The organism is Pirellulales bacterium, assembly GCA_036499395.1.
Lineage (GTDB): Bacteria > Planctomycetota > Planctomycetia > Pirellulales > JACPPG01 > JACPPG01.
In genome coordinates this window covers 45,681-70,080 of sequence record DASYDW010000150.1, presented here as the reverse complement: position 1 = coordinate 70,080, position 24,400 = coordinate 45,681, and the positions used below count along the sequence as shown (strand labels likewise).

General features: G+C 61.3%; 19 protein-coding genes. 14 read left to right on the top strand and 5 right to left on the bottom strand.

Annotated elements, in window-relative coordinates; genetic code table 11:
* Positions 1–474: 474 nt before the first annotated feature.
* The gene (locus VGN12_30805) at positions 475–1,482 is read right to left on the bottom strand and encodes a hypothetical protein (GenBank protein HEY4313869.1); all 1,008 of its coding nucleotides are present in this window, start codon (positions 1,480–1,482) and stop codon (positions 475–477) included.
* 530 nt (positions 1,483–2,012) lie between these two features.
* On the opposite strand from VGN12_30805, the gene VGN12_30800 reads away from it, so the two are divergent.
* The 5 genes from VGN12_30800 (at position 2,013) to VGN12_30780 (ending at position 9,538) form a co-directional block, all read left to right on the top strand.
* Positions 2,013–4,967, top strand: a complete 2,955-nt coding sequence (locus tag VGN12_30800; protein ID HEY4313868.1) for a TolC family protein — start codon at positions 2,013–2,015, stop codon at positions 4,965–4,967.
* 220 nt (positions 4,968–5,187) lie between these two features.
* On the top strand, positions 5,188–7,020 hold the full coding sequence (locus VGN12_30795) for an HlyD family efflux transporter periplasmic adaptor subunit (protein ID HEY4313867.1): 1,833 nt from the start codon (positions 5,188–5,190) through the stop codon (positions 7,018–7,020).
* A complete protein-coding gene (locus VGN12_30790; GenBank protein HEY4313866.1) occupies positions 7,017–7,703 on the top strand; it encodes an ABC transporter ATP-binding protein in 687 nt (228 codons plus the stop codon). Before VGN12_30795 ends, VGN12_30790 begins: the two co-directional genes overlap by 4 nt.
* Positions 7,700–9,019, top strand: a complete 1,320-nt coding sequence (locus tag VGN12_30785; GenBank protein ID HEY4313865.1) for an ABC transporter permease — start codon at positions 7,700–7,702, stop codon at positions 9,017–9,019. Before VGN12_30790 ends, VGN12_30785 begins: the two co-directional genes overlap by 4 nt.
* 312 nt (positions 9,020–9,331) lie before the next feature.
* Positions 9,332–9,538: a hypothetical protein gene (locus VGN12_30780; protein ID HEY4313864.1), complete on the top strand. Its 207-nt coding sequence runs from the start codon at positions 9,332–9,334 to the stop codon at positions 9,536–9,538.
* Positions 9,539–9,581: 43 nt separating this feature from the next.
* Here the strand turns inward: VGN12_30780 and rpiB are convergent, their stop codons facing one another.
* Positions 9,582–10,037 (bottom strand): ribose 5-phosphate isomerase B, encoded by a 456-nt coding sequence (gene rpiB / locus VGN12_30775; GenBank protein HEY4313863.1) that lies wholly within the window; start codon positions 10,035–10,037, stop codon positions 9,582–9,584.
* A 41-nt stretch (positions 10,038–10,078) separates the two neighbouring features.
* Complete coding sequence (locus tag VGN12_30770; GenBank protein ID HEY4313862.1) at positions 10,079–11,200, bottom strand: L-threonylcarbamoyladenylate synthase; 1,122 nt, start codon at positions 11,198–11,200, stop codon at positions 10,079–10,081.
* Positions 11,201–11,659: 459 nt separating this feature from the next.
* Here VGN12_30770 and VGN12_30765 point away from each other — a divergent pair, with 459 nt between their 5' ends.
* The 4 genes from VGN12_30765 to VGN12_30750 are packed head-to-tail and all read left to right on the top strand — an operon-like array spanning position 11,660 to position 16,333.
* Positions 11,660–12,676 carry a MoxR family ATPase gene (locus VGN12_30765; protein ID HEY4313861.1) on the top strand — a complete coding sequence of 339 codons (1,017 nt, stop codon included), beginning with the start codon at positions 11,660–11,662 and terminating at the stop codon, positions 12,674–12,676.
* 10 nt (positions 12,677–12,686) lie between these two features.
* On the top strand, positions 12,687–13,577 hold the full coding sequence (locus tag VGN12_30760; GenBank protein ID HEY4313860.1) for a DUF58 domain-containing protein: 891 nt from the start codon (positions 12,687–12,689) through the stop codon (positions 13,575–13,577).
* Positions 13,574–15,538 carry a BatA and WFA domain-containing protein gene (locus tag VGN12_30755; GenBank protein HEY4313859.1) on the top strand — a complete coding sequence of 655 codons (1,965 nt, stop codon included), beginning with the start codon at positions 13,574–13,576 and terminating at the stop codon, positions 15,536–15,538. The genes VGN12_30760 and VGN12_30755 overlap by 4 nt, the downstream gene beginning before the upstream one ends.
* Before the next feature lie 60 nt (positions 15,539–15,598).
* On the top strand, positions 15,599–16,333 hold the full coding sequence (locus tag VGN12_30750; GenBank protein ID HEY4313858.1) for a class I SAM-dependent methyltransferase: 735 nt from the start codon (positions 15,599–15,601) through the stop codon (positions 16,331–16,333).
* Positions 16,334–16,422: 89 nt separating this feature from the next.
* Here VGN12_30750 and VGN12_30745 read toward each other — a convergent pair whose 3' ends face one another.
* Together VGN12_30745 and VGN12_30740 are read right to left on the bottom strand one after the other, a co-directional pair.
* Positions 16,423–16,752 (bottom strand): hypothetical protein, encoded by a 330-nt coding sequence (locus tag VGN12_30745; GenBank protein ID HEY4313857.1) that lies wholly within the window; start codon positions 16,750–16,752, stop codon positions 16,423–16,425.
* Positions 16,740–17,282: a hypothetical protein gene (locus VGN12_30740; GenBank protein HEY4313856.1), complete on the bottom strand. Its 543-nt coding sequence runs from the start codon at positions 17,280–17,282 to the stop codon at positions 16,740–16,742. The genes VGN12_30745 and VGN12_30740 overlap by 13 nt, the downstream gene beginning before the upstream one ends.
* Positions 17,283–17,518: 236 nt before the next feature.
* On the opposite strand from VGN12_30740, the gene mutY reads away from it, so the two are divergent.
* From mutY to VGN12_30715, 5 genes are all read left to right on the top strand, one after another.
* Entirely contained in the window at positions 17,519–18,724 is a 1,206-nt protein-coding gene (mutY, locus tag VGN12_30735) for an A/G-specific adenine glycosylase (GenBank protein ID HEY4313855.1), read from the top strand.
* A 105-nt stretch (positions 18,725–18,829) separates the two neighbouring features.
* A complete protein-coding gene (locus tag VGN12_30730) occupies positions 18,830–19,162 on the top strand; it encodes a hypothetical protein (protein HEY4313854.1) in 333 nt (110 codons plus the stop codon).
* Between the two features lie 19 nt (positions 19,163–19,181).
* Positions 19,182–19,640: a hypothetical protein gene (locus tag VGN12_30725; protein HEY4313853.1), complete on the top strand. Its 459-nt coding sequence runs from the start codon at positions 19,182–19,184 to the stop codon at positions 19,638–19,640.
* A gap of 321 nt (positions 19,641–19,961) precedes the next feature.
* A complete protein-coding gene (locus VGN12_30720) occupies positions 19,962–23,153 on the top strand; it encodes a PSD1 and planctomycete cytochrome C domain-containing protein (GenBank protein HEY4313852.1) in 3,192 nt (1,063 codons plus the stop codon).
* A gap of 8 nt (positions 23,154–23,161) precedes the next feature.
* Positions 23,162–24,391 (top strand): TlpA disulfide reductase family protein, encoded by a 1,230-nt coding sequence (locus VGN12_30715; GenBank protein HEY4313851.1) that lies wholly within the window; start codon positions 23,162–23,164, stop codon positions 24,389–24,391.
* Positions 24,392–24,400: the final 9 nt, after the last annotated feature.

Sequence of the window (24,400 nt, the reverse complement as noted above, 5' to 3'; positions counted from 1 at the left end):
CTCGGCCAATGCCAGTGCTCTGGCGACGGACGGTCAGGCCTTGTACGCCGTGCCCGAACCGTCGACCGTGGCCCTGTCCCTCATGGGAGGCTTTGGTCTGCTGTTGGCGGCGTTGCGACGCCGTCGTGCGGCCTAACCCCGTAACGGGTTCGATCGCTAAAACTTGAAAGCGGCTCTTCACCGCCGGGCACAAACAAATGTGCCCGGCGGTTTTTTTGCGCGCGGATGGTTCGCGGGTGCGCCGACGATTGATTGGCAAGGTAAGACATCTGCGGGCGGAGAGTCTCGCTCTCGACTCGTCTGCGACGAAGACATACTTATTCCGCTTTGCGGAAAAAGCATGACACCAGCGTTGCAGTGCGATGTACTGCGATTGCGTATTGCGTATTGCGTGAGAGATTGGCTGGTGTAAACCTGGAGGGCAAGACGCTTGCGGCGGCGCGGCGTGCTCCCCTGCCCTGTTGTGCGATTCGATTACTGCGTGGCCACGGCCGAGGTTTCGTGCAGTTCGGCCAGGTGGGTTTGGATTTCGCTCCAGCGCTTGGCCAGTTTGCGGTTCTTCAGGAATTCGGCCTTCATGTCCGCGCGGGTTTTGGCGATCTCGCCGCTCAGCGCTTTGGACTGGGCTGTCATCAAATCGCGCTCGGCCGAACTCGTGGCAAGTTCCTTCTTCAGATCCGCGATTTCGGCCGTGTGAAAGGCGACCTGCTGCTTGGCGTCCGCCACGGCGGCCGTGAGCGAGGCGGCGTCTTTCTGCGCGGCCAGTTTTACGTCAGCGGCTGTCGAGATCTGCCGATCCATCTCGTGGAACAGCATGCCGTAATCGGTCAATTGGCGTTCAAACTTGCCGTCGAAGACGCGGGTTTGCGGGTCCGTGGCCTGCGCCGGCTGATTGTCGCGCAGGTAATCGTTGACGCGCTCGGCCGGCAGCATCTTGGCAAGAGTCTCTTGATCGACTCCGGTAAACACATCATGACGGTCGATCGGCATCACTTCGTAAAGAGTCCAGCCGCCGGGACTGCTGGCCACGCGTTTCAATTGGCGGTCGGACATCTTCATGTTCGGTTCCAGCGCGATGCTCTTCTCGCCTGGGTCGGCGCCGACTTGAAATTCGCCGAGGTAGCCTGTGGCGTCGAAGGCAAAGAGCACGGTCTTCGCCGTCAACCGATGCGGGGTGGGGTTCTCAACAAGCACGCTTCCCTTGCCGGTATTGGAATTGAACGCCCGCTCGGGGCTGACATTCGTCCAGACGCGGCCGCGATCTACGACGACGTCGTGCAGTTTGACCTGCGCGGCGCGAACCTCTTCGGTCAACGTGGGCAGATCCGGAGGACCATCGACCTGCGCATGTACCGCCTGCTCCCACTTGTTGGCCTCGGAGCGCCACGCCTGATTCGTCTTCAACAGGCGCATCGAGAAGTAGAAGAACGGCAGCGTCGCCACCAGGATGAGCGCTACCAGCACCTTGCTCCAGATACTCATGGGGCCTCGGAATCGTATTCGGTGGTTGCGCTGTATGCGGCGGAACTTCCACGCGCGATTGCCCAAACGACTCGCACGGGGGCTGACGGAATCCGCAAGCTAGAAGTGCATAGCCCAATGTGGGACAAGAACTTACGTTAAGTCCCCTTGGATCGATATTAGGCACCCCTGCGGCGAGTGTCAACCAGCGAGGTTTGGGCAAACTGTCAGCATAATGTTCCCCACTTTGCGCCGCATCCGCCACCTGACATTAGCCGCCGGCAAAGTCACTGTGACCGCTACATTCGTTCAAGTCTTACGCAGATTAACGCCGAATTCTGTTACGGCGAAATGGGGGATGCCGCGCAAGGGGCGGCAATCCCGACCAAACGCGTCGCTTCGGGGCGGCTCACCGGGACGTGTGGTTGAGACCTGGCTGGCTTAAGGACTTTCGCAGAGGCTCAGCGGCTTGGTTGCGGGAACCGCCGTAAGTCGCGAAATAGTCCGCGGACTGCCTAGGGCTCGATTCAGCTTTGGGAAGAGCAATGTCTGTGAATAAACGATTGGTGGAAAAGTACGGGCGACAGTGTCCCGGTTCGCGTCTGCGGGCGTGGGCCCCCCTGGCGCTGTTGTTTCTCTCGGCGCTAGGCTGCACGCGCAATTTCTACCGCACCCAGGCGGACCAGGAAATCTCTTACACGATCCACCAGTTGTCCAGCCTGTCGCGCAACCCGCTCGAGTATTTCAACGTCTACACCGATCCGCGCTCGCGGTTGTTCGATCCCACGAACCCTGACCGGCCGCCGATGCCTCCGGATGATCCGGAAGCTCACAAGCTGATGCACGCCGTCAATTATATGAACGGCTATCGCAAGTGGTATCGCAATGGCACGGTGCCGGTCGTGGATTTGAATTGCTGGCAGCAATACCTGCCCGGCGCCAATGAGGAAGGTGCGATCCCGCTGGATATGGGGACGGCGATGGAACTGGCGCGATTGAACTCGCGCGATTATCAATCGCAGTTGGAAACCTTGTACCTGGCGGCGATGGACGTCACGAGCGAACGATTCCGCTTCACCACGCAATGGTTCAACGATCCCAGCGCGACGTACAACAGCCTGGGCCCCCTGGCCGCGGGAGGGCCCGCCGCGACGTGGACGTTGAGCAACGATTTGCAGGCGCAAAAGCTGTTTGGCAGCGGCGGCCAGTTGCTCGTAGAAATCGCGAACACGCTGACCTGGAATCTGGTCGGCCATAGCCAAACGAACAACACGATCGCCAGCTTCAGCTTGATGCAGCCGATCCTGCGCAACGCGGGGCGAGCCTTTGTCATGGAACGTTTGACGCTCGTCGAGCGCACGCTGCTGTACAGCATTCGCCAGATGGAGCAGTACCGGCGCGCCTATTTCACATTCATCGCCTCGGGGCGCAGCCCGGGCTCGGGTCCGCAGCGCGTGGGTGGTGTGTTCGGTACGGCCGGTTTGGGTGGCTTCACCGGCGTCGGTACCAACGGCTTCGGCCAAGTTGGTACGGCGGTGGCCGCGACCTCGAACCCGGCCCTGGGCGGCAGCACCAGCGGTGCCGGCGCCGCACAGGCGAACGGCTTCATCGGCATCCTGCAGGACATCATGCAGATCCGCAATCAAGAGGCGAACGTGGCCGGCCTGCGCGATAGCCTGGCACAATTGCAAGCCGCCTACGAGGCCGGCCGCATCGATCGTTTTCAGGTCGACTTGACCCGGCAGTCGTTGTATCTGAATGAAAGCCAGGTGTTGAATGCGAAGGTCGTGATGGAGAATTTGCTCGATAGCTTTAAGGTGTCGATGGGGCTGCCACCAGACATCAATTTCGCCATCCAAGATCCGTTTCTCGATCGCTTCAAGCTGCTCGACCCCGGTCTGACCAAGATTCAAAACCACGTTGTCAATCTGGTCGAGAAGATACGCAATCCTGTCGCGCCGCTGACGGCCGAGGATATGACCAATTACCTGGCGGACGTCGACCGATTGCGGGCCGAAATCGTGGGGCACCTGAACGTGGTCGACGCGGACTTCGAGAAGCTGGACAAGACCATGCCTTCGCGGCGGGCCACGCTCGAGCGGCTGCAACTGCGGCCCGAGTATGATCGCGGTGACGTCGAGCCCGAAGCTTACAACGTGAAGCTATTGGACGAACGCGTATCGACGTTGAAGGATGATTACGTCGATCTGAAGAATCGCCTCGGAGCCAGTTGGCAGGAATACGACGGTCTGAGCAATGAACTGCGAAGCGCCGAACCAGAGACTTCGCGCCGTCACTTCCTGGACATCTCGACCGGGCTTTCCGCTCAGGTGCTGGAATTGACGTTGATCCAGGCTCGATCCCGTCTGGACGCTATCGAACTGGTGCCGATCAGCCTGTTGCCGTCGCAAGCCGTCGTGATCGCCAGCGCCAACCGTCCCGACTGGCAAAACACGCGCGGCAGTGTGATCGACACTTGGCGATCGATCGAATTCAACGCCAACCAGTTGCGCTCCGGGCTGAATGTGATCTTCAACGGTGACATCCAGACCACGGACGACAATCCGGTGAAATTTCGCGGTGCCACGGGCGACTTGAACGTGTCGTTGCAGTTCGACACTCCGCTGACGCGTCTTAACGAGCGCAACAATTACCGGCAATCGCTGCTCACTTATCAGCAGGCACGCCGCCGCTGGATGCAATTCGTCGATACGATCCACCAGGTGTTGCGGCAGGAAATTCGCCAGATCAACTTGAACCAGATCAATTTCGAACAAAACCGGGCCGCGGTGGGAATCGCCATCGAAAAGGTCGACATCGCGCGGCTGCGACTGATGCAACCGCCGGCGCCGGGCGAGACGACGACATTCAGCAACACTTTTGCCCGCGACTTGTTGCAGGCCCTGAACGATCTGCTGCAAGCGCAGAACGACTTCATGAGCATCTGGGTGAACTACGAGGTGCAGCGCATCTCGCTGGATTTCGACTTGGGGATCATGGAACTGGACGAGCGCGGGATGTGGATCGATCCAGGGCCCATGGACGGGGCCAAGCTGATGGAACAGTACGCCCAGGTGTGCGAACCGGAAGAGCTCCCCTTCCGCCGGCAATCGGCCGAAGACGCCCAGCGCCAGCGGGAACTATTGGACAAGGATACGACCGAAGAAGAGCGCGAGGCGGAAGAGCTGCCGCCGGGCGAACCGCACACGACGGACGCGGTCGACGGGGACCTCGAATTCGCACCGGAGATTCCGGTGGACGTCCACGAAGCGGACCGGCTGTTCGCTCCGCCGCCGCTGGTGGTCAAATCGCAAACGACCCGCGCCGAAATGACGAAGCCGGCCCCCAGAAGATCATTGCCGGCCGCGCCGGCCCTGACCGAGGCGTACGCCGGCAAGCCGGTGAAGATCATCTCGCCGACAAAGCGTGTCGCCGAGACGCAAAAGGCGCTAAAGGCGCCGGACACCAAAATCCGTCGGGTGGCGGGGGAAGAACCGATCGAATAAGGGGCCAATCCTGCCAGCGGCGAAAGCAGCTTCGAATCTCCAGGGCGTTGGTCTCGTTTTGCTATGCAAAATGGCGGTCGCTTTCGGTCGCCCCGGGGTTAGAGGAATATGGTGACAGGCCGTGCCACCTCGGCTACAATCAACATGGGTTTATGCCTTCCGCTCGCGGCCTTCATGTTTCCTGCCCGGTCCGTGAGTTACCGTCACAATAGGTGACCCCATGTCAATCGCGCGCCCCCGCTCGCTAGTTTTGCGCACCCACAACCGGGTTGCGCAGCGAGGCGGGTTCTCCTTCATCGGTTTCCTGTTTTTCCTGGTGATCGTCGGCGGCCTGGCCGGCGGCGGTTACTGGTACTTCAAACCCATGCTGATGGGTGAGAAGCAGGAAACCAACTACATGGTTGACCGGGTGAAGAGTGGCGTCTTCACGCACGATGTGGTCGAGCGTGGCGAGGTCGAAAGCTCGAGCAATGTCGAAGTGCGCAGCCAGGTGCAGTCGCGCAGCTCGGGGGCCGGTGGCGGCATGGCCATTATCGAGATCGTGCCCGAAGGCACGGTGGTGTCCGAAGGGGACTTTCTGGTCAAGCTGGATGACTCGGCGTTGCGGGACGAGCTGACGCAGCAGCAAAGCGTGGTAAACGCCAGCGACTCGCTGGTGATTCAATCCGTGGCGAACCTTGAGACCGCCAAGATCGCTAAGGAAGAGTACGAGCAGGGAACTTTCAAGCAAGACGAAGAGACGCTGCAAAGCGCCACGTTCGTCGCCGAGGAAAACCTCCGTCGGGCTCAGGAGTATGCCCGACATAGCGAGCGGTTGGCTTCACGGGGTTACGTAACGCAGGTGCAGCTAGAGGCCGATAAGTTCGCCGTGAAAAAGGCCGAGGCTGACCTGGCTCTGGCCAACACGAAGCTGATGGTGATCCGCACCTACACCAAAAAGAAGATGGTCGAGCAGCTCGACGCCAATATCAAGATCGCCGATGCCAAGCTGAAGGCGGACGAAAAGACCAACAGCATCGACAAGGCGAAACTGGAATTCATCGAAGGGCAAATCGAGAAATGCGTGATCAAGGCTCCCGCCGGCGGCCAGGTGGTTTATGCCAACGAAAGCGGCGGCCGTAGCGGCTCGGACATCGTGATCCAGGAAGGGACTGTCATTCGCGAGCGGCAGATCATCATCCGCCTGCCCGACCCGACGAAGATGCAGGTTAAGGCGCGGATCAATGAGTCGCGTGTGGATTATGTACGCGAGGGATTGCCGGTCACGATCCACTTGGATGCCTTGCCGAACGCCGAACTGGCGGGGACCGTCCGCAAAGTGAGCGACTACCCGATGCCGACCGGCTGGTTTGGCAGCAACGTCAAAGAGTATGCCACGTTCGTCGAGATTTTGCAGCCGCCCGTGGCCATGCGGCCGGGCATGACGGCCGAGGTGGCGATTCGTACCGAACAATTAGAAAACGCCATGCAATTGCCGGCCCAGGCGGTCTTCGAGCGCGGCGGCAAGCATTGGTGCATCGTGCCCGACGGTGGAAACCTGGCGGCGAAGCAGGTAACCATTGGCGCCACCAACGATAAGTTCGTAGTCCTCAAAGAAGGCCTGAAAAACGATGACGTGGTGCTAAGCAATCCGCGCAAGTACCTGAAGGATGTGGAGCTGCCCGCCGTGAGCGAGGAAGAGGACAAGCAGATGCTGGCAAAGATGCCCCCGCCTCGCGACGACAGCGAAAAGGCGAAGCGTCTGGCCTCAGCCGATGGCGGTCCCGGTGGCGGCCGTAAGAAAGGGGGCGCCGGTGGCGGCGACCCCGCCTCACGCGTGGCCGGCATGATGGAACGGCTCGACAAGAACAGCGATGGCAAGCTCGAAGAATCCGAAATGGCCGAGCTGCCCGAACAATTCCGCACGGCTCTCAAAGGCGCCGACACCAACGGTGACGGCTTTGCCGACAAGGCGGAAGTAATGAAGATCATGCAAAACATGCGTCCTCCCGGCGGCGGTGGTGGCGGTGGACGACCTCCCGGCACCGGCGGCGGAGGTGGAGCGGCGCCATGAACCTCGCCTTTCGAGTCGAGGATCTGAAAAAGGAATACGTGCTCGGCGGAGAAACGGTACACGCCCTACGCGGCGTCACGATCGAAGTCCCCGAGGGCGATTATGTCGCCATCATGGGTCCGTCCGGCTCGGGCAAGAGTACGCTCTTGAACCTGTTGGGCTGTCTCGATCGCCCCAGCGGCGGACGTTATTTCCTGGGGGGGGACGACGTCGCGAAGATGTCGGACGATCGACTCTCCGAGGTCCGCGCCCAACGCATCGGCTTCGTCTTCCAGTCGTACAACCTGATCGCGCAGTTGACGGTCGTTGAGAATATCGAAGTACCGTTGTACTACGGCGGACTGTTGAATTCGAAGACGCGAGCCCGCTGCAAAGAACTGGCTAGCATGGTCGGCCTGGGTGAACGGTTGGGGCACCGACCGACGCAGCTTTCCGGCGGTCAGCAGCAGCGTGCCGCGATCGCCCGCAGCCTGGTCAACGATCCCTACTTCATGCTGGCCGACGAACCGACGGGCAATCTGGATTCGGTCACTTCGCACGAGATTCTCGACCTGCTCGGGCGGCTGAATCAAGACGAAGGCAAGACCATCATCATGGTCACGCACGAAGAAGACGTGGCCGAGCGTGCCAAGCGGATCATTCGACTGAAAGACGGCCTTTTGCAATCGGACGTGCGGCGATGACTTTCGGCCTGCGTACCTGGTCACTCGGGGTGAAGAGCTTGCTCTTGCACCCGCTGCGATCGCTGCTGACGGTGCTGGGCATCTTCATCGGCGTGGCGAGCGTGATCTGGCTGCTGGCCATTGGCGAAGGAATCAGCAAGAAGGCGCAAGAGCAGATCGAAAGCCTGGGGGCGGACAACATCATCGTCCGCTCGGTAAAACCACCCAACGAATCGTTGCCTGACAGCCGCGGCCCAATCCCCTACGGGCTGAAGCGCGAAGACTACGAGCGGTTGATGACGATCAAGACGATCGACCGCGGGCTGAAGATTCGCGAGCTGCGCCGGCAGTTCCGCCATAACGACCGTCTGGTCGACGGCCGCTTGGTGGGTTGCACACCGGAATATGCCCAGGTCACGCACCTGGAAGTGGACCGCGGCCATTTCATCAGCGACGCCGAGATGGAGCAGAAGGAAAAGACCTGCGCCCTGTCGTCCGAGGTGGCTGACCGACTGTTTCCGTACGAGAACCCGATCGGCGCGAGCATCCGCATCGAAGAGGACTACTACGTCGTCGTGGGTGTGATGAAGCCGCGCGACTCGACGGCCGGCGTCGGTGGCTCGCTGGCCGCGCAGGATTTTACCGACGACGTCTATATCCCGATCACTACGCTGTGGACGCGGATCGGCGACATCGTGGTGACGCGCCGCAGCGGATCGTTCGAAGGCGAAATCCTCGAACTGTCGCAGGTCACGCTGCGCGTCGACAGTGTCGATAACGTGCTAGCCACGGCCGACGTGGTGCGGAATATCATCTCGTCGAAGCATCGCATCGCCGATTACGCCATCACCGTCCCCTTGGACCTGTTAGAGCAAGCCAAGACGACGCGGTTGATGTTTATCGTGTTCATGGGCTTGATCGCGGCCATCTCGCTGATCGTCGGCGGCATCGGCATCATGAACATCATGCTAGCCACGGTCACAGAGCGCACGCGCGAGATCGGCATTCGCCGCGCTCTGGGGGCCAAGCGTAGCGACATCACGCGGCAGTTCCTGGTCGAAACGATCGTGCTATCGATCGTCGGCGGGCTGACGGGCGTGGCGGGCGGCCTGACCTGCGGCATGGTGACCGAGGCCGCGCGCTCCGGCATGGAGTACTTCTTCCCGCAAGTGATGGAGAACCTGCCCGAGGTCGTACACACGATTGCTCCGCAGATCGTGCCGTGGTCGATCCCGGTGGCGTTTGGGATCTCGGTTGCGGTCGGTGTCGTGTTTGGACTCTACCCGGCGACACGTGCCGCGGCGATGGACCCGATCGAGGCGCTGCGTCACGAGTAATCGCTGCACGTGTAACTGCGGCAACGCCGGCATGTAGTCTCGATTTAGCCTAACCCTCGAATTGTTGCTGCATTTCGGGAGCGTCTTGCCAGACAACTTTTGATTGGCCTGTCAATCCCGATGCTTAGCAGATTTCTTCTGCTACCCCAATCCTCTTTCTTGACATTGCCCACCGGCGGAGGGACCATGCCGTGCTCTCGGATTATTGCAATCAACTCCAGGTGCGCGACAAGCTCGATACGATTTCGACTGTAACTAGCGAGGCCCTAAGGCATCGCTGGACATGCCACACTTTTGCGGAGCACTTATTAGATGGCGAACTTCGTTCCTACGGTAAACGGCGATAAATGCCAGAAACGCGTTACAATCTGGCTTACGCGCGAACAGAATGATTTCTGCATGAATGCGGCCAACCGCCCAGCCAACGGCCCAGACGACGGAGGTGGGAAACAGGTCGACGAATACCTCTCCGACCTGCTGGCTGACGCGCTTGATCGAAAAATGGCCCGGCGAGAATAGGTCAACAACTCAGAGATACACGCCCCGGCGCCCTCAAGAATCGCTAAGGCTGCGTCGTGTGCTCGGTCTCGAGTTGGGCGATCTTTTCCACGCGACGGGCGTGGCGGCCCCCTTCGAATTCGGTGCGCAGCCAGATTTCGACCATGCGGTCGATCAGCTTTTCGCCCAGCATGTCGGCCGACAGGCAGAGCAGGTTCAGGTCGTTGTGCCGGCGGCTCATTTCGGCCGACAGGTCATCATGACACGGGGCGGCCCGCACGCCGGGAAACTTGTTGGCAGCGATGCACATGCCGATGCCGGTGCCACAGATCAGGATGCCCCGCTCGACGTCATGGTTGCTGACATGGCGCGCCACGACCGAGGCGATATCGGGATAGTCGACGCTCGCAGCGTCATGCGTGCCGCAATCCACGACTTCGTGCTCCATTCGCTTGAGCAGTTGCACGATGTTCTCTTTGACCACATAGCCCCGATGGTCGCTGCCGATGGCGATTTTCATGATTCAAACCCGCACTGCGGCGGTACCAAACGGATCCGAGATTACAACTTGATTTCTTCGGCCCAGGCCGTGACTTCAGCCCTGAGTTGGGCGGCGCAACGCTCGTACATTTCCGGCGGTCCGCCGATGGGATCGGCCACGTCTGCGCCATTGCGACAGACCAGACGAACACGGTCCGCGGCGTCGGGCCATTCGGCCAGGATCGCCTGCCGGTGCGAGCGTGTCATCACCAGCAGCAGGTCGGCGTGCCGTACCAATTGTTCGGTCAGGGGCTGACTTTCGTGCCCCGAAAGGTCGATGCCCATCTTTTTGAGCACGACCACGGCTTCGTTCGTCGCACGACCGCCGGCCATGGCCGCCAGGCCTGCCGAAGCCGCCAACACGCCGCGGTCTTCGACTTCGCTGGCGCGGCATTTCAATCGGTCCGCCATCGCCTGGCGAAACATGCCCTCGGCCATTGGACTGCGACAGGTGTTGCCCGTGCAGACGAACAGAATGATCGAGCTTCCCAAGCGCTTCAGCGTCTGGGCCGATACGACCCCCTGCCGTAGGACCTCGAAATGGTCTTCGTAGATGCGGACCACGCTCGAGGGCTGACCATAACGCGAACGCCCGTCATCCAGCACCACGTTCACTTCGTCGCCGATCGCCTCGACGACTTCCTGCGCCGTAACGGCGTCAGGCTGCCCCTTACGGTTGGCACTGGTGAGCACGATTGGCCCCGCCAAGAGACGCAGTACATCGAGAATCGCGTGGTGCGCCGGTACGCGGAAACCGATCGTCCCCTCGGGCGACACAGCTTTTTGCACCGAGGGAGGAAGCTGCTGGATCAAGCTTTCGGGATGATGATCGTCCACGACCAGCGTCACCGGACCGGGCCAGCAGCGACGGGCCAAACGCTGGCCCAGCGGGCTGATATTCGGCACAAAGTCCAACGCATCCTCGGCACTGCGCACGGCCAGAGCCAGCGGCCGCCCGGGATCGCGATTCTTGGCCGTCACGAGCTTGTTGACCGCGGATTCGCACAACGCCGAGGCGGCCAGTCCGTAGACGGTTTCGGTCGGGAAGGCGACGATCCGCCCTTCGGCAAGCGCCTGCACCGCGCGATGTACGACATCGCGCGTATCATCCGCGCTGCGCAGATCGAGAACGACCGGAGGCATGACTGGTTTCGAAAGGTTGCGAGGAGTGGATCACCAGAGGGCTGCCGGACGGCCGTCCGGGCACCTCCGGGAAATATACACTATGACGCCGTAGTTAGCGCAACGGATTACTATACGGGTGGTTAGGACGACTGACAAGGGTCCAAAGAGGTATGCCATTCAGCAGCCTGGCACCGGGAAAATCCGCATTCCGAAACAGCGAGGCGACAACTCGGGATTGAACGCTTGCTGTGCCGCCGAGTCCCGGCCTCTTTTCTGTAGCTGGCCTCTTCGAGGCCGGCAAGTCAACTTTGCCGCTCCGGGGTCGCAGCCCCCGGCCACAGACTTCGCCGTTCTCCTGCCGTTCGGCGAGGTGAAGCGTGTCTTTTGTTTTGCAGTCGTTAAGCTGACATGAGAGAGCCGGTTGGGCGGAATCGTTCGCACGACCCCGGGCCGGCTGTTACTGCAAAGGAACAGACAATGAGCATTGGGGAATCGATCCAGCGTGATGCTGGAGAGTTTGTCTCTCGGTACGCCGCCGTGCGCGACGAGATCGGCCGGGTGATTGTCGGACACGACGACATCGTCGAGGGGGTGCTGACCTGCCTGTTCGTCGGCGGGCATTGCCTGCTCGAAGGGGTGCCTGGCCTGGGCAAGACCCTCTTGGTCCGCACGCTGGCCTCGGTGCTCGATCTGGAGTTCTCGCGCATTCAGTTCACGCCTGACCTGATGCCAGCCGACATCTTGGGCACGAACATGGTGATGGAGACACCCGACGGCAAGCGGGTATTCGAATTTCAGCGCGGACCGATTTTCACGCAGATCTGCCTGGCGGACGAGATCAATCGCGCCACACCGAAGACGCAATCGGCCATGTTGGAGACCATGCAGGAAGGAACGGTAACAGTCGGGGGCAATCATTACGTGCTGAAGAAACCGTTCTTCGTGCTGGCCACGCAAAACCCGATCGAGCAGGAAGGGACGTATCCGCTGCCCGAGGCGCAATTGGACCGGTTCTTCTTCAAGCTGGTCGTGGGTTATTCGACGCGCGCCGAGCTGGCCACGATCATCGACCGCACGACGCGCGGCGTCGAAGTGACGCCCGCGAAAGTCATGGACGGCCCCGAGATCCTGCGCTGGCAAAAGCTGATCCGCGAGGTTGTTCTCGCACCGCACGTGCAGGATTACATCGTGCGACTGACGATGGCGACTCACCCCGAAAGCCCGCTGGCGTTTCCCGCGACGAACAAGTACCTACGCTGGGGTGCAAGTCCGCGCGGCGCGCAGACGCTGGCCCTGGCCTCGAAGATGCGGGCGTTGTTGTCTGGGCGATTCAATGTGAGCTTCGAGGATGTGCGTCGCAGCTATCTGCCGGCTTTGCGGCATCGCGTGATTCCGAATTTCGAAGCCCAGGCCGAGGGAATTGCCAGCGACCGCGTGCTGCTGGACTTGCTGGAGCTGGTTCCGGAAAAAGCGGAAGAGTCCGCGGCAGCCTAGGACCGAGAAGATGACCACGACCGATACGCCCCTATTGACGCCGGAGCTGCTCGCGCAGCTTGAGCGTCTGGAATTGGTAAGCCGCAAGATTTTTCGCGGCCGCATCAAAGGAGAACGGCGCAGCCTGCGGAAGGGGCAGAGCGTCGAATTCGCCGACTTCCGCAGCTACGTGCCTGGCGATGATCTGCGGTTTGTCGACTGGAATACGTACGCGCGGCTGGATCGGCTGTTTCTGAAATTATTTCTCGAGGAAGAAGATCTGCACTTCTACGCGCTGGTTGACGCCAGCGAGTCAATGAACTTCGGCACCCCCTCGAAGCTGGAATTTGCGAAGCGGTTGGCCGCGGCGTTGGGGTTCATCGGGCTGATCCGTTCGGACCGGGTGAAGATCGAAACGTTGGGACAATCCGCCGGCCGGCCGGGCCCTTCGCTGCGCGGCCGAAGTAGCGTGTGGCGCATGGTCGACTATCTGAACAGCATTGAGCCGGGCGAAACGACATCACTATCCGAAGGGATCAAGAATTTCTGCCTGCGCAACACGGGACGCGGCATTGTCGTCTTGATTAGCGACATGCTCGACAAACGTGGCTACGAAGAAGGGCTGCGCTTCCTCACCGCGCAGCGCATGGATCCATACGTCGTGCAGGTGCTGAGCGAGGAAGAGGTCGAACCCGACGTGAAGGGGGACCTGCGGCTGGTGGATTGCGAAGACGCCGACGAAGCCGAGATCACGGTCAGCCTGCCACTGTTGAAGCGCTATAAGCAAACCGTGTCAGCGTTCGTCGGTGGTTTGCAGGAGTTCTGCACCCGGCGCGGCGTGGGCTACTTGCTTGCCCGCAGTAATCAGCCAGTCGATCAGATGGTGTCGGGTTATTTGCGCGCGCGAGGGTTGGTGCGATGACCTGGCCTCAGTGGACCAGCATGCTCGGCCCGTGGCAGTGGGCGCTGTTGGCGCTGGTGCCGCCGGCGATCATCGCGCTGTATTTCTTGAAGCTGAAGCGGCAGCCGCTCGAAGTGCCCAGCACTTACCTGTGGCATAAATCGATCGACGACCTGCGAGTGAATAGCATCTGGCAGCGGCTGCGGCAAAGCCTGCTGCTGTTCCTGCAATTGCTGCTGTGGGCGCTATTGGCGCTAGTGCTGTTGCGTCCGGCCTGGCAGGGCTCGCAGTTTCAACATGATCGATTGATATTCCTCGTCGATAACTCGGCCAGCATGGTGGCGACCGACGTTCATCCCACGCGTCTGGACGAGGCCAAGCGGCGAGTCGCGGAGCTGATCGACCAGATGCGCTCAGGGGACGTGGCGATGATCGTCAGCTTCGCCGACACGGCGCGCGTCGAACAGATGTTCACGGACAACCGCGGCGAATTGCGCCGACGATTGGAGCTGATCCAGCCGACCGATCAGACGACTTCGATCAGCGAGGCGCTGCGCGTAGCGAGCGTGCTGGCCAATCCGCACCGCGACGATAGCGATGGCGAAGCCGCGGCCGGCCTGCCGGCGCAGCTTTTCTTTTTCAGCGACGGCAACTTTGCTGACGATCCTGATTTCGCATTGGGCAACCTATCGCCGACGGCGCCCGTATGGATTGGCACCGCGGATGCGGCGAACGTTGCGATCGCGGCCTTCAACACGGCACGCAGCGAATCGAAGGACGAGAAAGTGCAAGCCTTCGGCCGGTTGGAGAATTCCGGTCCGCAAGACGTGTCGCTGGATGTCGAGTTACACCTCGACGACCGTTTGGTCGATGCGCAGCGCGTGTCGGTGCCGGCCGGTAAGAGTAGTGGTGTCAGCTTCGACGTGGCGAACCTGAAGTCAGGCGTGCTCGAACTGCGGCTCACGGATCCCGACGACCTGGCGATCGACAATCAAGCTTGGGCCGTGGTCCCGGCCCCGCGGCGCGGACGGGTGTTGTTTGTCACGCCCGGCAACGAACCGCTGTCAACGGCGCTGCGCACCGAAGCGGCGCACGAAATGGCGGAGATCGTCGTCCAAGCGCCCGAATTTCTCGCCAGCCCACAATACCAGCGCGCGGCCGCGGCGGGCGAATGGGACCTGGTGATCTATGACCGATGCCGGCCCGAGCAAGCGCCGCAAGCCAATACGCTGTCGATCGCGCGGCTGCCGACCGGAGAGGCCTGGCAGCAGAAGGATACGGTCACGGTGCCGCAGATCATCGACATCAATCGCGCGCATCCGTTGATGCAATGGCTCGACATGTCGGACGTGCTGATCATCGAAGCGCAGCCCCTCGTGCCGCCGCGTGGCTCAACGATGCTTTTGGAAGCGATCGATGGTCCGCTGCTGGCCGTGGCGCCGCGCGATGGCTACGAGGATGTCGTCGTGGCGTTCGAACTGGTAGGAAACGAACGAATCGGCACCAACTGGCCGGTGCGGGCCAGCTTTCCGGTCTTCGTTCTCAACGCGCTGTCGTACCTGGGCGGAAATCGAGAAGTTGCCAAAACCGCTAGTGTCCGGCCCGGTCAGCCCGTGGTGCTGCGCACGCAGACCTCGTCCGAGACGCTGTCGATCCTTCCCCCCGGCGAAGCAGCCACGGCCGTGAGCGTAACCCGGGATAAGCGGAACGAGTATCACTTTACAGGCACCAGTAAGGTGGGGCTTTACAGGGCCAGCGCAGAAGGGCGAGAAATCGACGACTTTGCCGTTAATTTATTCGACAGCCGCGAAAGTGACGTCAAGGTCGTAGCCGATCGTACATTGAAGGTCGGTCATGACGAGATTGCCACGGGCACAGGCTGGGAAGAAACCCGGCGCGACGCCTGGAAGTTTGTCTTGCTGGGGGCCTTGGCAATTCTGTTGTTTGAGTGGTATATCTACAATCGTCGCGCTTACCTATAACGTCTTGCCTGCCTATTGCCCGTGCCTGGTCTGCTCGGGCTCTCTCCTCGGGGAAATTGCATGCTGCCAGACACTTTGCGCCGTCGGAAGAAGAAGCACTCCGCGCGACCGCGCACGAAGGTGCTCAACAAGATCGTGGAAAACGATCTGATCCGGCGCGTCAGCTACGAGGAGTATCGGGACAAGGTCCGCGACGTCTACGACGGGCCGCAAGGGGCGTTCTTAGCCACGGCCAGCTTGCTGTCAGGGCACATGGCACTCGGCGATCGCTTGCTGCGCGAGCGCAAGTTCGATCTGCGCGGCGCGAAGCGAATCCTGGACGTGGGAAGCGGCGCCGGACAAATCGCCAAGCACCTACTGAAGTATGCCGACCTGGATGCCGGGTTGACCTGCTTCGACCTGTCGTTCGAAATGCTACGGCGCGCCAGGAATCGACTGAAGAGCGATGTGCCACGGCACCTGGTCGCCGATCTGTCGCGGCTGCCGTTCGCTGATGGATCGTTCGATTGCGTCACGTGCGGCTACGTGCTCGAGCATCTTCCCGACGCACGCAGCGGGCTTTCGGAATTGGCCCGCGTGATGCGGCCAGGTTCGCGCATGCTGCTGTTGACGACCGAAGACAGTTTCTCGGGCGCGTGGACGAGCCGCATCTGGTGCTGCCGGACGTACAACCGCCAGGATCTGTACCGGACCTGCCAGGATCTGGGGCTCTCGCTGAACCAGGAACTCTGGTTTTCGCGCATGCACAAGGTATTCCGGGCCGGCGGTATCTGCGTCGAGCTGATGAAGCAGTAGCGAACGCTACGCTCGGCGTTTGCACTGGGCGACGAGAAGGTGCGGTGAGCGACGAGCAGGTCAGGCGATCAACCAGCAAATTGAATCGCTCAGCCGGCGAAGATCGTTTGACCGGGTAGCTGCTCATAGCCGCCCATCAGCGCGTCATGGCATTCCTGGCAGACGAGTCCGCGCTCGGATCCGTCATGCGTGCCACGATGTTCGTGATCAGTCACGCATAATGGTAGCTGGTGGCGTCGACGAATCGCGGCAAGATCGAACCAGCAGTCGAAGCAGACCCACTCGCGGCAGTTACTCGACCATGCCGCGCCGCGAAACGTCTCGCGAATGCCCGCGTCCAGGATTGTCTCTTCCAGCGCTCGCAGATGCTCGCAAGTCATGAACAAGTAACCCGGGATGACAAGTGTCAGGCGCCGCACGATCCCGACTCGGCGTCATCGTCCTCGTCGTCTGGCTCGTCCAGCACAGTGAGCACTGTCCCCTCAGGCGGAAGTTGAGCGATCCATGCCGTGACGCGCAGCGGGTCGCTCGGATCGAAACGGAGTAGCCGCAACGCCACCGCACGGCCGCGGTCAGGCTGGCCAATTTCGTTCAGGCAGTGGGCCAGTCCTTTCGCCGCGGTGAGAAAGCTGCGATTCCCCGGTAGGCGAAACGGCAGCTTGCCCGACCAATCGTCGCTCGGCAGCGCGCCGAGCCCGATATCGAACGCGTAGCCGAAATGGGCCCGGGCCAATCGCGCGTCGCCGTCGGCCAGCGCCAATTCGCCGAGCAATTGGTGGGCCTCGAGAAAGTCCGTGCAGCCGGTCAGCAGCCAGCGCAGCTCGTCGACGGCGATTTCGATCTCGTCGGCGTCGATCATCTGATGAACTTCTTCCAGATCCTCAGCCCGAGCGCGCGCGGCGGGCGGATGCACTAGCTCATATTCGCCGGCTTTATCGGCGGCACGCAATGCGAGAGACGACCCGCGCCGCGATGGCGGCGCTGAGGATTCGGCCCTACGTGGGGCGGAACGGGAACCAGGTTCGGTGCGTCGCTTGGCGGACAAGAATTGTTCCTACTTTCGATGGGGGCATCGCGTCCTGAACCGTTCGACGCGATTATTGAACCACGATTATACTATCCGGCAGAAAGTTCACACGCCGCTGGTTTACGGGGCGGCTTTTTGCTTTCAGGGAACGGATTCCGATGCCCAGTGCCGCGAAATCTCGTACATCAGCGAAGCCGGCCACGCGGAGCCGTGCGAAACGCTCGGCATCGCCCCCCGCGCTTCCCAGCGTGAAACAGATTCATGCCGAGGCAGTAGGTGCGCTGGCGACGTCTCGGGTGCGCGCGGCGATCACCCGGCGGCTGCTCGCTTGGTATTCGGACCACGCCCGGGATCTTCCCTGGCGGCGGTCGCGCGATGCGTATCGAGTGTGGGTCAGCGAGATCATGTTGCAGCAGACGGTCGTCGCGGCGGTCGTCCCTTACTTTGAACGGTTCATGGCCCGTTTCCCATCGGTCACGGCATTGGCCGAGGCGCCGGAAGAGGACGTGCTGCGACTGTGGGAGGGGCTCGGGTACTATCGCCGGGCCCGGCAGATGCACCGCGCGGCCCGCGTGGTGTGCCAGGAGCATGCTGGCGAATTCCCTCGCGACGTGGCCGCGGTACGAGCGCTGCCCGGCATCGGCCGCTATACGGCCGGCGCGATCCTGTCGATCGCCTTTGACGATTCTCAGCCGATTCTGGAAGCCAACACGATTCGACTGTTCGCACGGCTGACAGCCTATGCGGGCGACACACATTCCACGGCCGGGCAGCGCCAGTTGTGGAACACGGCCGAACAGTTGTTGCCGTCGCGCGACGCGGGGCGCTTCAACCAGGCCGTGATGGAACTGGGGAGCCAGATTTGTACGCCGCGCAATCCACGCTGCGATGAGTGCCCCCTGGCCGCGCTTTGCCCGACGTGGCGTTATCAATTATCGGACTCGATTCCTGCCGCTCGCCCCCGCCCGACGATCGAAGAAGTGCGCGAAGCGGCCGTGGTGGTGCGACGGAGCGACAAGATTTTGATCGTACGACGCGAAGCGGGCGAGCGCTGGGCCGGACTGTGGGACTTTCCGCGTTTTGCGTTGGCATCGGCCGCTGACCAGCCGGTCGAACGGCAATTGATCGACGGCGTGCTTAAACGCACGGGCATGAAGGTGCGGCCAGGCGAACTGCTGACTACGATTCGCCATAGCGTAACGCGGTTTCGTATTTCGCTCGAGTGTTACGAGGCGGACTATGCCTCGAAGGCCGCGCGATCGAAAGCCACGCCCGAGATGCGCTGGGTCCGGCCGGCGGAGCTCGCCGAGGTGCCGCTGAGCACCTCAGCACGAAAACTGGCGAAGTTGCTTGCGCACGAGTAGCCAGTTTTAATGGACCACACTCGGTGCTCGGGCATTAATTCGTTGAGGAAGCCCGTCTAAAAGCTCGTTCATGGCGCGATGGGATAGAGAGTAGGAGTCCTTGCGATGCAGCAGAAACTCTCCGCGCTATTTGTGGTTTTTGCGACGTGCGCCTGGGTACTGCTGGGCTTGGTCGGCATGATTCCCGCAGGATTTTCGGTGATGATGTTCGACGCTCCTGGCTCTGAGAAGAACATCGCTACCAATGTTCTGGTCTACAGTCTGCTGACCTTTCCGATTATTTGCGGCGGTGCCGTTATCGCTTCGTGGGTAACGCTCTTGTCCAAAAAATACGGAACGGCATGCCTCTGTGCGTGTCTTCCGCTCGTGAATTGCGCCAGCGCGGCAAGCGCTCTTACATGGATCATGCTGGTCCAAGGCGGAAGTTTTCGCGGCTGACCTGAACGGGCGATGGCGCATGGCGAACACCGGCGAAATTCACGTTGTTTTCGTGACCGATCGATTCAACTGTTCGCAACCCATGTCGCACTACATCAATGCCTGTTGTTATGGCGATGATTTGGCTGCTTGGTTAGCGCAGAAGTTGCTACCGCGCGGGTACGATGTTGACGAACCTGGGCAAGAAGATTGGGGCTGGTATCTTCAAGTCGCCAACGGAGAGCGCCGTTGGTTTGTTGCCATTGGAGTGACGCAGCCCAACGAGGCATTCCTGACCCCGCCAAGCCTTTCGACCGCAGCACCTCGCGGCAACCTGGGTGAATGGAGAATTATCATCAAGACGCGGGGCAGTCTTTGGCAGAGACTGACGCATAAAAATCAGATTTCACCGTCCGACGAACTTGTGCAAGCTGTCAATGAGATAGTGACCAGCGGGCTGCAGGTTTCTGCGAAAATCGAAAACGGCGGTGCCCTCTAACGCTGCAATTGACCGGCATTCTTTCCTGCCTGCTTGTTGAGTTTGCCCCTGTCGGACGGGTAAACTGGGGGTAGGCCCCGCCCGGGGTCGGTGCCCCCCAGGTCGGCTTGCGAGCCGACTGTGACACGCTCCGTGAATATCCCGCCTGTCCGGAGTCTTATAGGTTCTCTACGAATGCATTTTTTGAATTGCGCTCATTTGCAAACGCTCGGCCGGCTGTTGCGGCTGCCGTTCACCCCTCACCCTGCCCTCTCCCCTGAGGGGAGAGGGGTTTTGACGGGGCCGTTCTCCTCTGAAGGGAGAGCATCTGTAAGAACGCCAATGTTTGTAGCGACGACAGCTTTTGCGCTGGTGGTCTTGGCGCTCGGGGTGCCTGTTTGGGCTGAGGAAACTTCGCCGGGCGCGCCTGACACGCCGCCACAGCCGCGGGTTAGTTACAACCATGACGTTCGTCCGATCTTGTCGAACAACTGCTTCAAGTGTCATGGGCCTGACGCGCGCGAACGGCAGGCCGAGTTGCGACTTGATATTTCCGAGGAAGCCCGCAAGCCGACAGCGACCGGGGCGCTGGCAATCGTGCCGGGGAAGCCGGACGAAAGCGAACTGGTCGCGCGAATCTTCGCCACGGACGAAGCGGCGCTGATGCCGCCGCCGGCGAGCCACAAGCAATTGAGCCAGCGCGAGCGCGAGACGCTGCGCCGCTGGGTGGCCGAGGGGGCCGAGTATCAGCCGCATTGGTCATTCATCGTGCCTGAGCGTCCTGAGCTGCCAACGGTGCAGCACACGGCGTGGCCGCGCAATGCGATCGACAACTTTGTGCTTGCCCGGCTGGAACGTGAAGGCCTGCTCCCTTCGCCCGAGGCGGATCGGGCCACGCTGCTGCGGCGCGTGACGCTCGACCTGACTGGTCTGCCGCCAACGCCGGCCGAGGTCGATGCGTTCATGCTGGATAACAGCGCCGACGCGTACGAGAAGGTCGTCGATCGGTTGCTGACTTCACCCCACTTCGGCGAGCGGCTGGCGCTTGACTGGTTGGATGCGGCTCGGTTCGCCGACACCAACGGCTATCACATCGACAACGGCCGCGACATGACTCGTTGGCGCGAGTGGGTGATCGATTCGTTCAATCAGAACGTGCCGTTCGACCGGTTCACGATCGAGCAAGTCGCCGGAGATTTGCTGGAAGGAGCCACGATATCGCAAAAGATCGCCAGCGGATTCAACCGCAACCACATGATTAACTTCGAAGGGGGTGCGATCCCCGAGGAATATCACACGGCGTATATCGTCGATCGCGTTAACACGACCGGCACCGTGTGGTTGGGATTGTCGGTCGGGTGCAGCCAGTGCCACGACCACAAGTTCGACCCGATCACGCAGAAGGATTACTACCGGCTGTACGCGTTCTTCAACAACGTTCCGGAAAAGGGACTCGACGGGCAGACTGGCAACTCGCCGCCGTTTTTGAAACTGCCCAGCCCCGAACAGCAACATCAGCTCGATGAGCTGGGGGCGACGATTGCTCGACTGGAACAGCAAATCTCTGGCCCGGTCGCCGAGATTGATGAAGCGCAATTGGCGTGGGAAGCCAGCCAGGCGAACCGCGCGGTTCCCCAGTGGCGCACGGCGACCCCGGAATCGATCACGGCCGAAGGGGGCGCGACATTCACGCGGCTGGACGATGGCTCACTCCTGGCGACCGGCGCGAACCCGGCGAATGATGTTTACACCATCACGATCGACAGTGCCGCACTGGCCAGCACAGAGTCTGGACGAACGGCCCCGCTCACGGCGATTCGCGTCGAAGCCTTGCCCGATGACAGTCTGTCGGAACGCGGGCCGGGACGTTCCGGCAATGGCAACCTGGTGCTGACGCAAGTTGTGACCAGCGTCGAATCCGCCAATGCGGCGCCGCAACCGGTGCCACTCGGCAGCGCTTGGGCCGATTTCAGCCAGAAGGATTTCGACGTCACCGGCGCGATCGACGACAAGCCAGAGACCGGCTGGGCGCTGCATCCCGAGATGGGGAAGCCGCACGCGGCGACATTCGCGCTCGGGCAACCTGTCGAATTGAAGCCGGGCGCGAAGCTGGTCGTGCGACTGCTGTTCCAATCGCAATTCGCACAGCATCAGATCGGGCGGCTGCGTATCTCGCTGACCGATGCGGTGGATCCGCGCGAACCCTCGGCCTTGCCCGAGGGGGTCGCGAAGATTCTCGCCACGCCAGCGGCCGAACGGAGTGACGCGCAGCGTAACGAGCTGCGTACCCACTATCGCGACAATGTTTCGCCGCAGGTGCGCGAAATGAAGGAGCAACTGACCGCCGCCAAGAAGAGCCACGTACAGCTCGAAAAGGCCATCCCCAGCTCGATGGTCATGCAAGAGATGGAAAAGCCTCGCGATACATTCATGCTCGAGCGCGGGCAGTACGACAAGCGCGGCGAACAAGTCACGCCCGGCGTGCCGGCCGCCTTGCCACCGCTGCCCTCTGGGGCACCGGCGAACCGGTTGGGATTGGCTCGCTGGCTGGTTGATCGTTCGCATCCGCTGGTGCCGCGCGTGGCGGTGAACCGATATTGGCAATTGTTCTTCGGCACCGGGCTGGTCAAGACGGCCGAGGATTTTGGTTCGCAAGGCGAGCAGCCCAGTCATCCCGAACTGATGGATTGGCTGGCGGCGCAGTTCCGCGACGGGTCGGTTTCTTTGACGGATACGGCCTCGTCAGGTGCGCCTGACGCAGGACCGTGGGATGTGAAGGCCCTTTGCCGGTTGATTGTAACCTCGGCGACGTATCGGCAAAGCTCACATGCGCGGCCGGATCTGGCGGCGCGCGATCCGGATAATCGACTGCTAGGTCGGGCGCCGCGCGCTCGTTTGATTGCCGAGTTCATTCGCGATCAGGCACTGGCCGTGAGCGGACTATTGAACGATCAGATTGGCGGGGCCAGCGTCTCGCCCTATCAGCCGCCCGGCTTGTGGGAAGAGCTGGCCTTCCGCGCCGATGGCAAGAACTGGACAGCGCAGACTTACACGCAAAGCCACGGGCCGGAGCTGTATCGGCGGACGATGTACACCTTCTGGAAGCGGACATCGCCGCCGCCAACCTTGATCACCTTCGACGCGCCCGACCGCGAGACGTGTACCGTCCGCCGGGCGACAACGAACACGCCGCTACAGGCATTGGTGCTGTTGAATGACCCAACCTACGTCGAGGCGTCTCGCAAGCTGGCCGAGCGGATCATGACCGAAGCGCCGCAATCGCTCGAAGAGCGGATCGCGTTCGCCTTCCGGCTGGCCACGGCCCGCCGGCCCAGCGAGGGGGAAATCGGCGTGTTGCGCCGGGTTTACGAAGAACAACTGGCGAGCTATCGCGCGAACGCGGACGCCGCGCAGAAGCTGCTGTCTGTCGGCGAAGCGGCGCGTAACGACAAGCTCGACGCGGCCGAGTTGGCCGCCTGGACAATGGTGGCCAGCATGATCCTGAATTTGGACGAAACGGTGACCAAGGGATGAGGTGCCACGTGACGTCTGGTAATGCGACCGTCCGTCATTCGCAACGTCTTGCCCTAAGCCTGGTGCTTGCGCTGATCTGCGCCAACGCCGGGCGCGGCGACGAGCCAGCGCAGAACGCCAAGGAGAAACGAAGCTCGGTTTCGGTCGTACTGGTCGATAGCGAGGGGAAACCGATCGAAGGGGCTGACGTAGGCTATCCGGCCTCGCTGGGAGAGACATCGCGCATTGCCGCGAAGCGCGACGGTACGGAATGGGAATATGGGAACCATCAGCGGTCGAACGAAGCTGGCGTGGCAACATTTCCTGAGCTGTCCGCGCAGGAACATGCCTTTGCGATCGTGGCGCGACATGAACGGCGAAAGCTGATGGCGATCGCCACCGTCGATTCGGAAAAGGTCGACCGGCCGATACGCATGACGCTCGTCCCAGAGCGCGAGGTCGTTGGCCACTGGACGTGCGAAGAACTAACGGCACTGGGGCGCGACTTGGCGCGCGAGGGGCGGGCCGGACTGGTCGAGATCGATTTTTTTGTCGGCAAGAAGTTCGCCATCGCTATCGCGTTCGCCGAACCCGAATTTCGGCTTGCGCTACCGCCAGGGGAATACAAGCTGCAGGCGAAGGCCGGCCTGACGCATTTTGTCGAAAAGACGTTCGTGGTTACGTCGCAATCTGATGTTCAGCAACTGGCGACGTTCAATCTGCCCGTAACGCAGGCGACGTTGCTGGAAGGTCAAACCGCGCCGGATCTTCCTGACGTCGTGGCTTGGAAGAACGGGCCTGCCGTCAAATTGTCCGAGCTGCGTGGACAAGTGGTCGTGCTCGATTTCTGGGGATATTGGTGCGGCGCCTGCGTTGTTGACATGCCCAAGCTCTTCGCGGCACACGACAAGTACCATGATCAAGGACTGACGATCATCGGTGTGCATACGGATCTTGGCAACGACGAAGAAGAACCGGTCGACACGGTCGAACGACTCGACGCGCGCCTGACGTCGACGCGCCAGAAGCTGTGGAAGGGGCGCGACCTTCCTTTTCGCGTAGCGCTGGTTCGCGGCAATCGAACGCCGTACGGCGAAGGGATCGACTATGACGCGCGCAGCGCGGCGGCGGCAGCGTACGGCATCGTGGGTTATCCCACTTGCATCTTGATCGACCGCCGCGGAACCGTCGTGTCGTCGAAATGGGCGCCGAACGAGGCTGGAATTGCGCTTTTGGAAAAGGTGTTGGCCGAAAAGTAATGCGGCGTT

Excerpts from the sequence above, each read along its gene's own strand:
- VGN12_30730 (HEY4313854.1), top strand. The coding sequence starts at position 18,830 with ATGCAGCAGAAACTCTCCGCGCTATTTGTGGTTTTTGCGACGTGCGCC.
- VGN12_30780 (HEY4313864.1), top strand. The coding sequence starts at position 9,332 with ATGGCGAACTTCGTTCCTACGGTAAACGGCGATAAATGCCAGAAACGC.
- VGN12_30805 (HEY4313869.1), bottom strand. The coding sequence starts at position 1,482 with ATGAGTATCTGGAGCAAGGTGCTGGTAGCGCTCATCCTGGTGGCGACG.
- VGN12_30725 (HEY4313853.1), top strand. The coding sequence starts at position 19,182 with ATGGCGAACACCGGCGAAATTCACGTTGTTTTCGTGACCGATCGATTC.
- rpiB (HEY4313863.1), bottom strand. The coding sequence starts at position 10,037 with ATGAAAATCGCCATCGGCAGCGACCATCGGGGCTATGTGGTCAAAGAG.
- mutY (HEY4313855.1), top strand. The coding sequence starts at position 17,519 with ATGCCCAGTGCCGCGAAATCTCGTACATCAGCGAAGCCGGCCACGCGG.
- VGN12_30755 (HEY4313859.1), top strand. The coding sequence starts at position 13,574 with ATGACCTGGCCTCAGTGGACCAGCATGCTCGGCCCGTGGCAGTGGGCG.
- VGN12_30795 (HEY4313867.1), top strand. The coding sequence starts at position 5,188 with ATGTCAATCGCGCGCCCCCGCTCGCTAGTTTTGCGCACCCACAACCGG.
- VGN12_30750 (HEY4313858.1), top strand. The coding sequence starts at position 15,599 with ATGCTGCCAGACACTTTGCGCCGTCGGAAGAAGAAGCACTCCGCGCGA.
- VGN12_30760 (HEY4313860.1), top strand. The coding sequence starts at position 12,687 with ATGACCACGACCGATACGCCCCTATTGACGCCGGAGCTGCTCGCGCAG.
- VGN12_30790 (HEY4313866.1), top strand. The coding sequence starts at position 7,017 with ATGAACCTCGCCTTTCGAGTCGAGGATCTGAAAAAGGAATACGTGCTC.
- VGN12_30770 (HEY4313862.1), bottom strand. The coding sequence starts at position 11,200 with ATGCCTCCGGTCGTTCTCGATCTGCGCAGCGCGGATGATACGCGCGAT.
- VGN12_30785 (HEY4313865.1), top strand. The coding sequence starts at position 7,700 with ATGACTTTCGGCCTGCGTACCTGGTCACTCGGGGTGAAGAGCTTGCTC.
- VGN12_30720 (HEY4313852.1), top strand. The coding sequence starts at position 19,962 with ATGTTTGTAGCGACGACAGCTTTTGCGCTGGTGGTCTTGGCGCTCGGG.
- VGN12_30765 (HEY4313861.1), top strand. The coding sequence starts at position 11,660 with ATGAGCATTGGGGAATCGATCCAGCGTGATGCTGGAGAGTTTGTCTCT.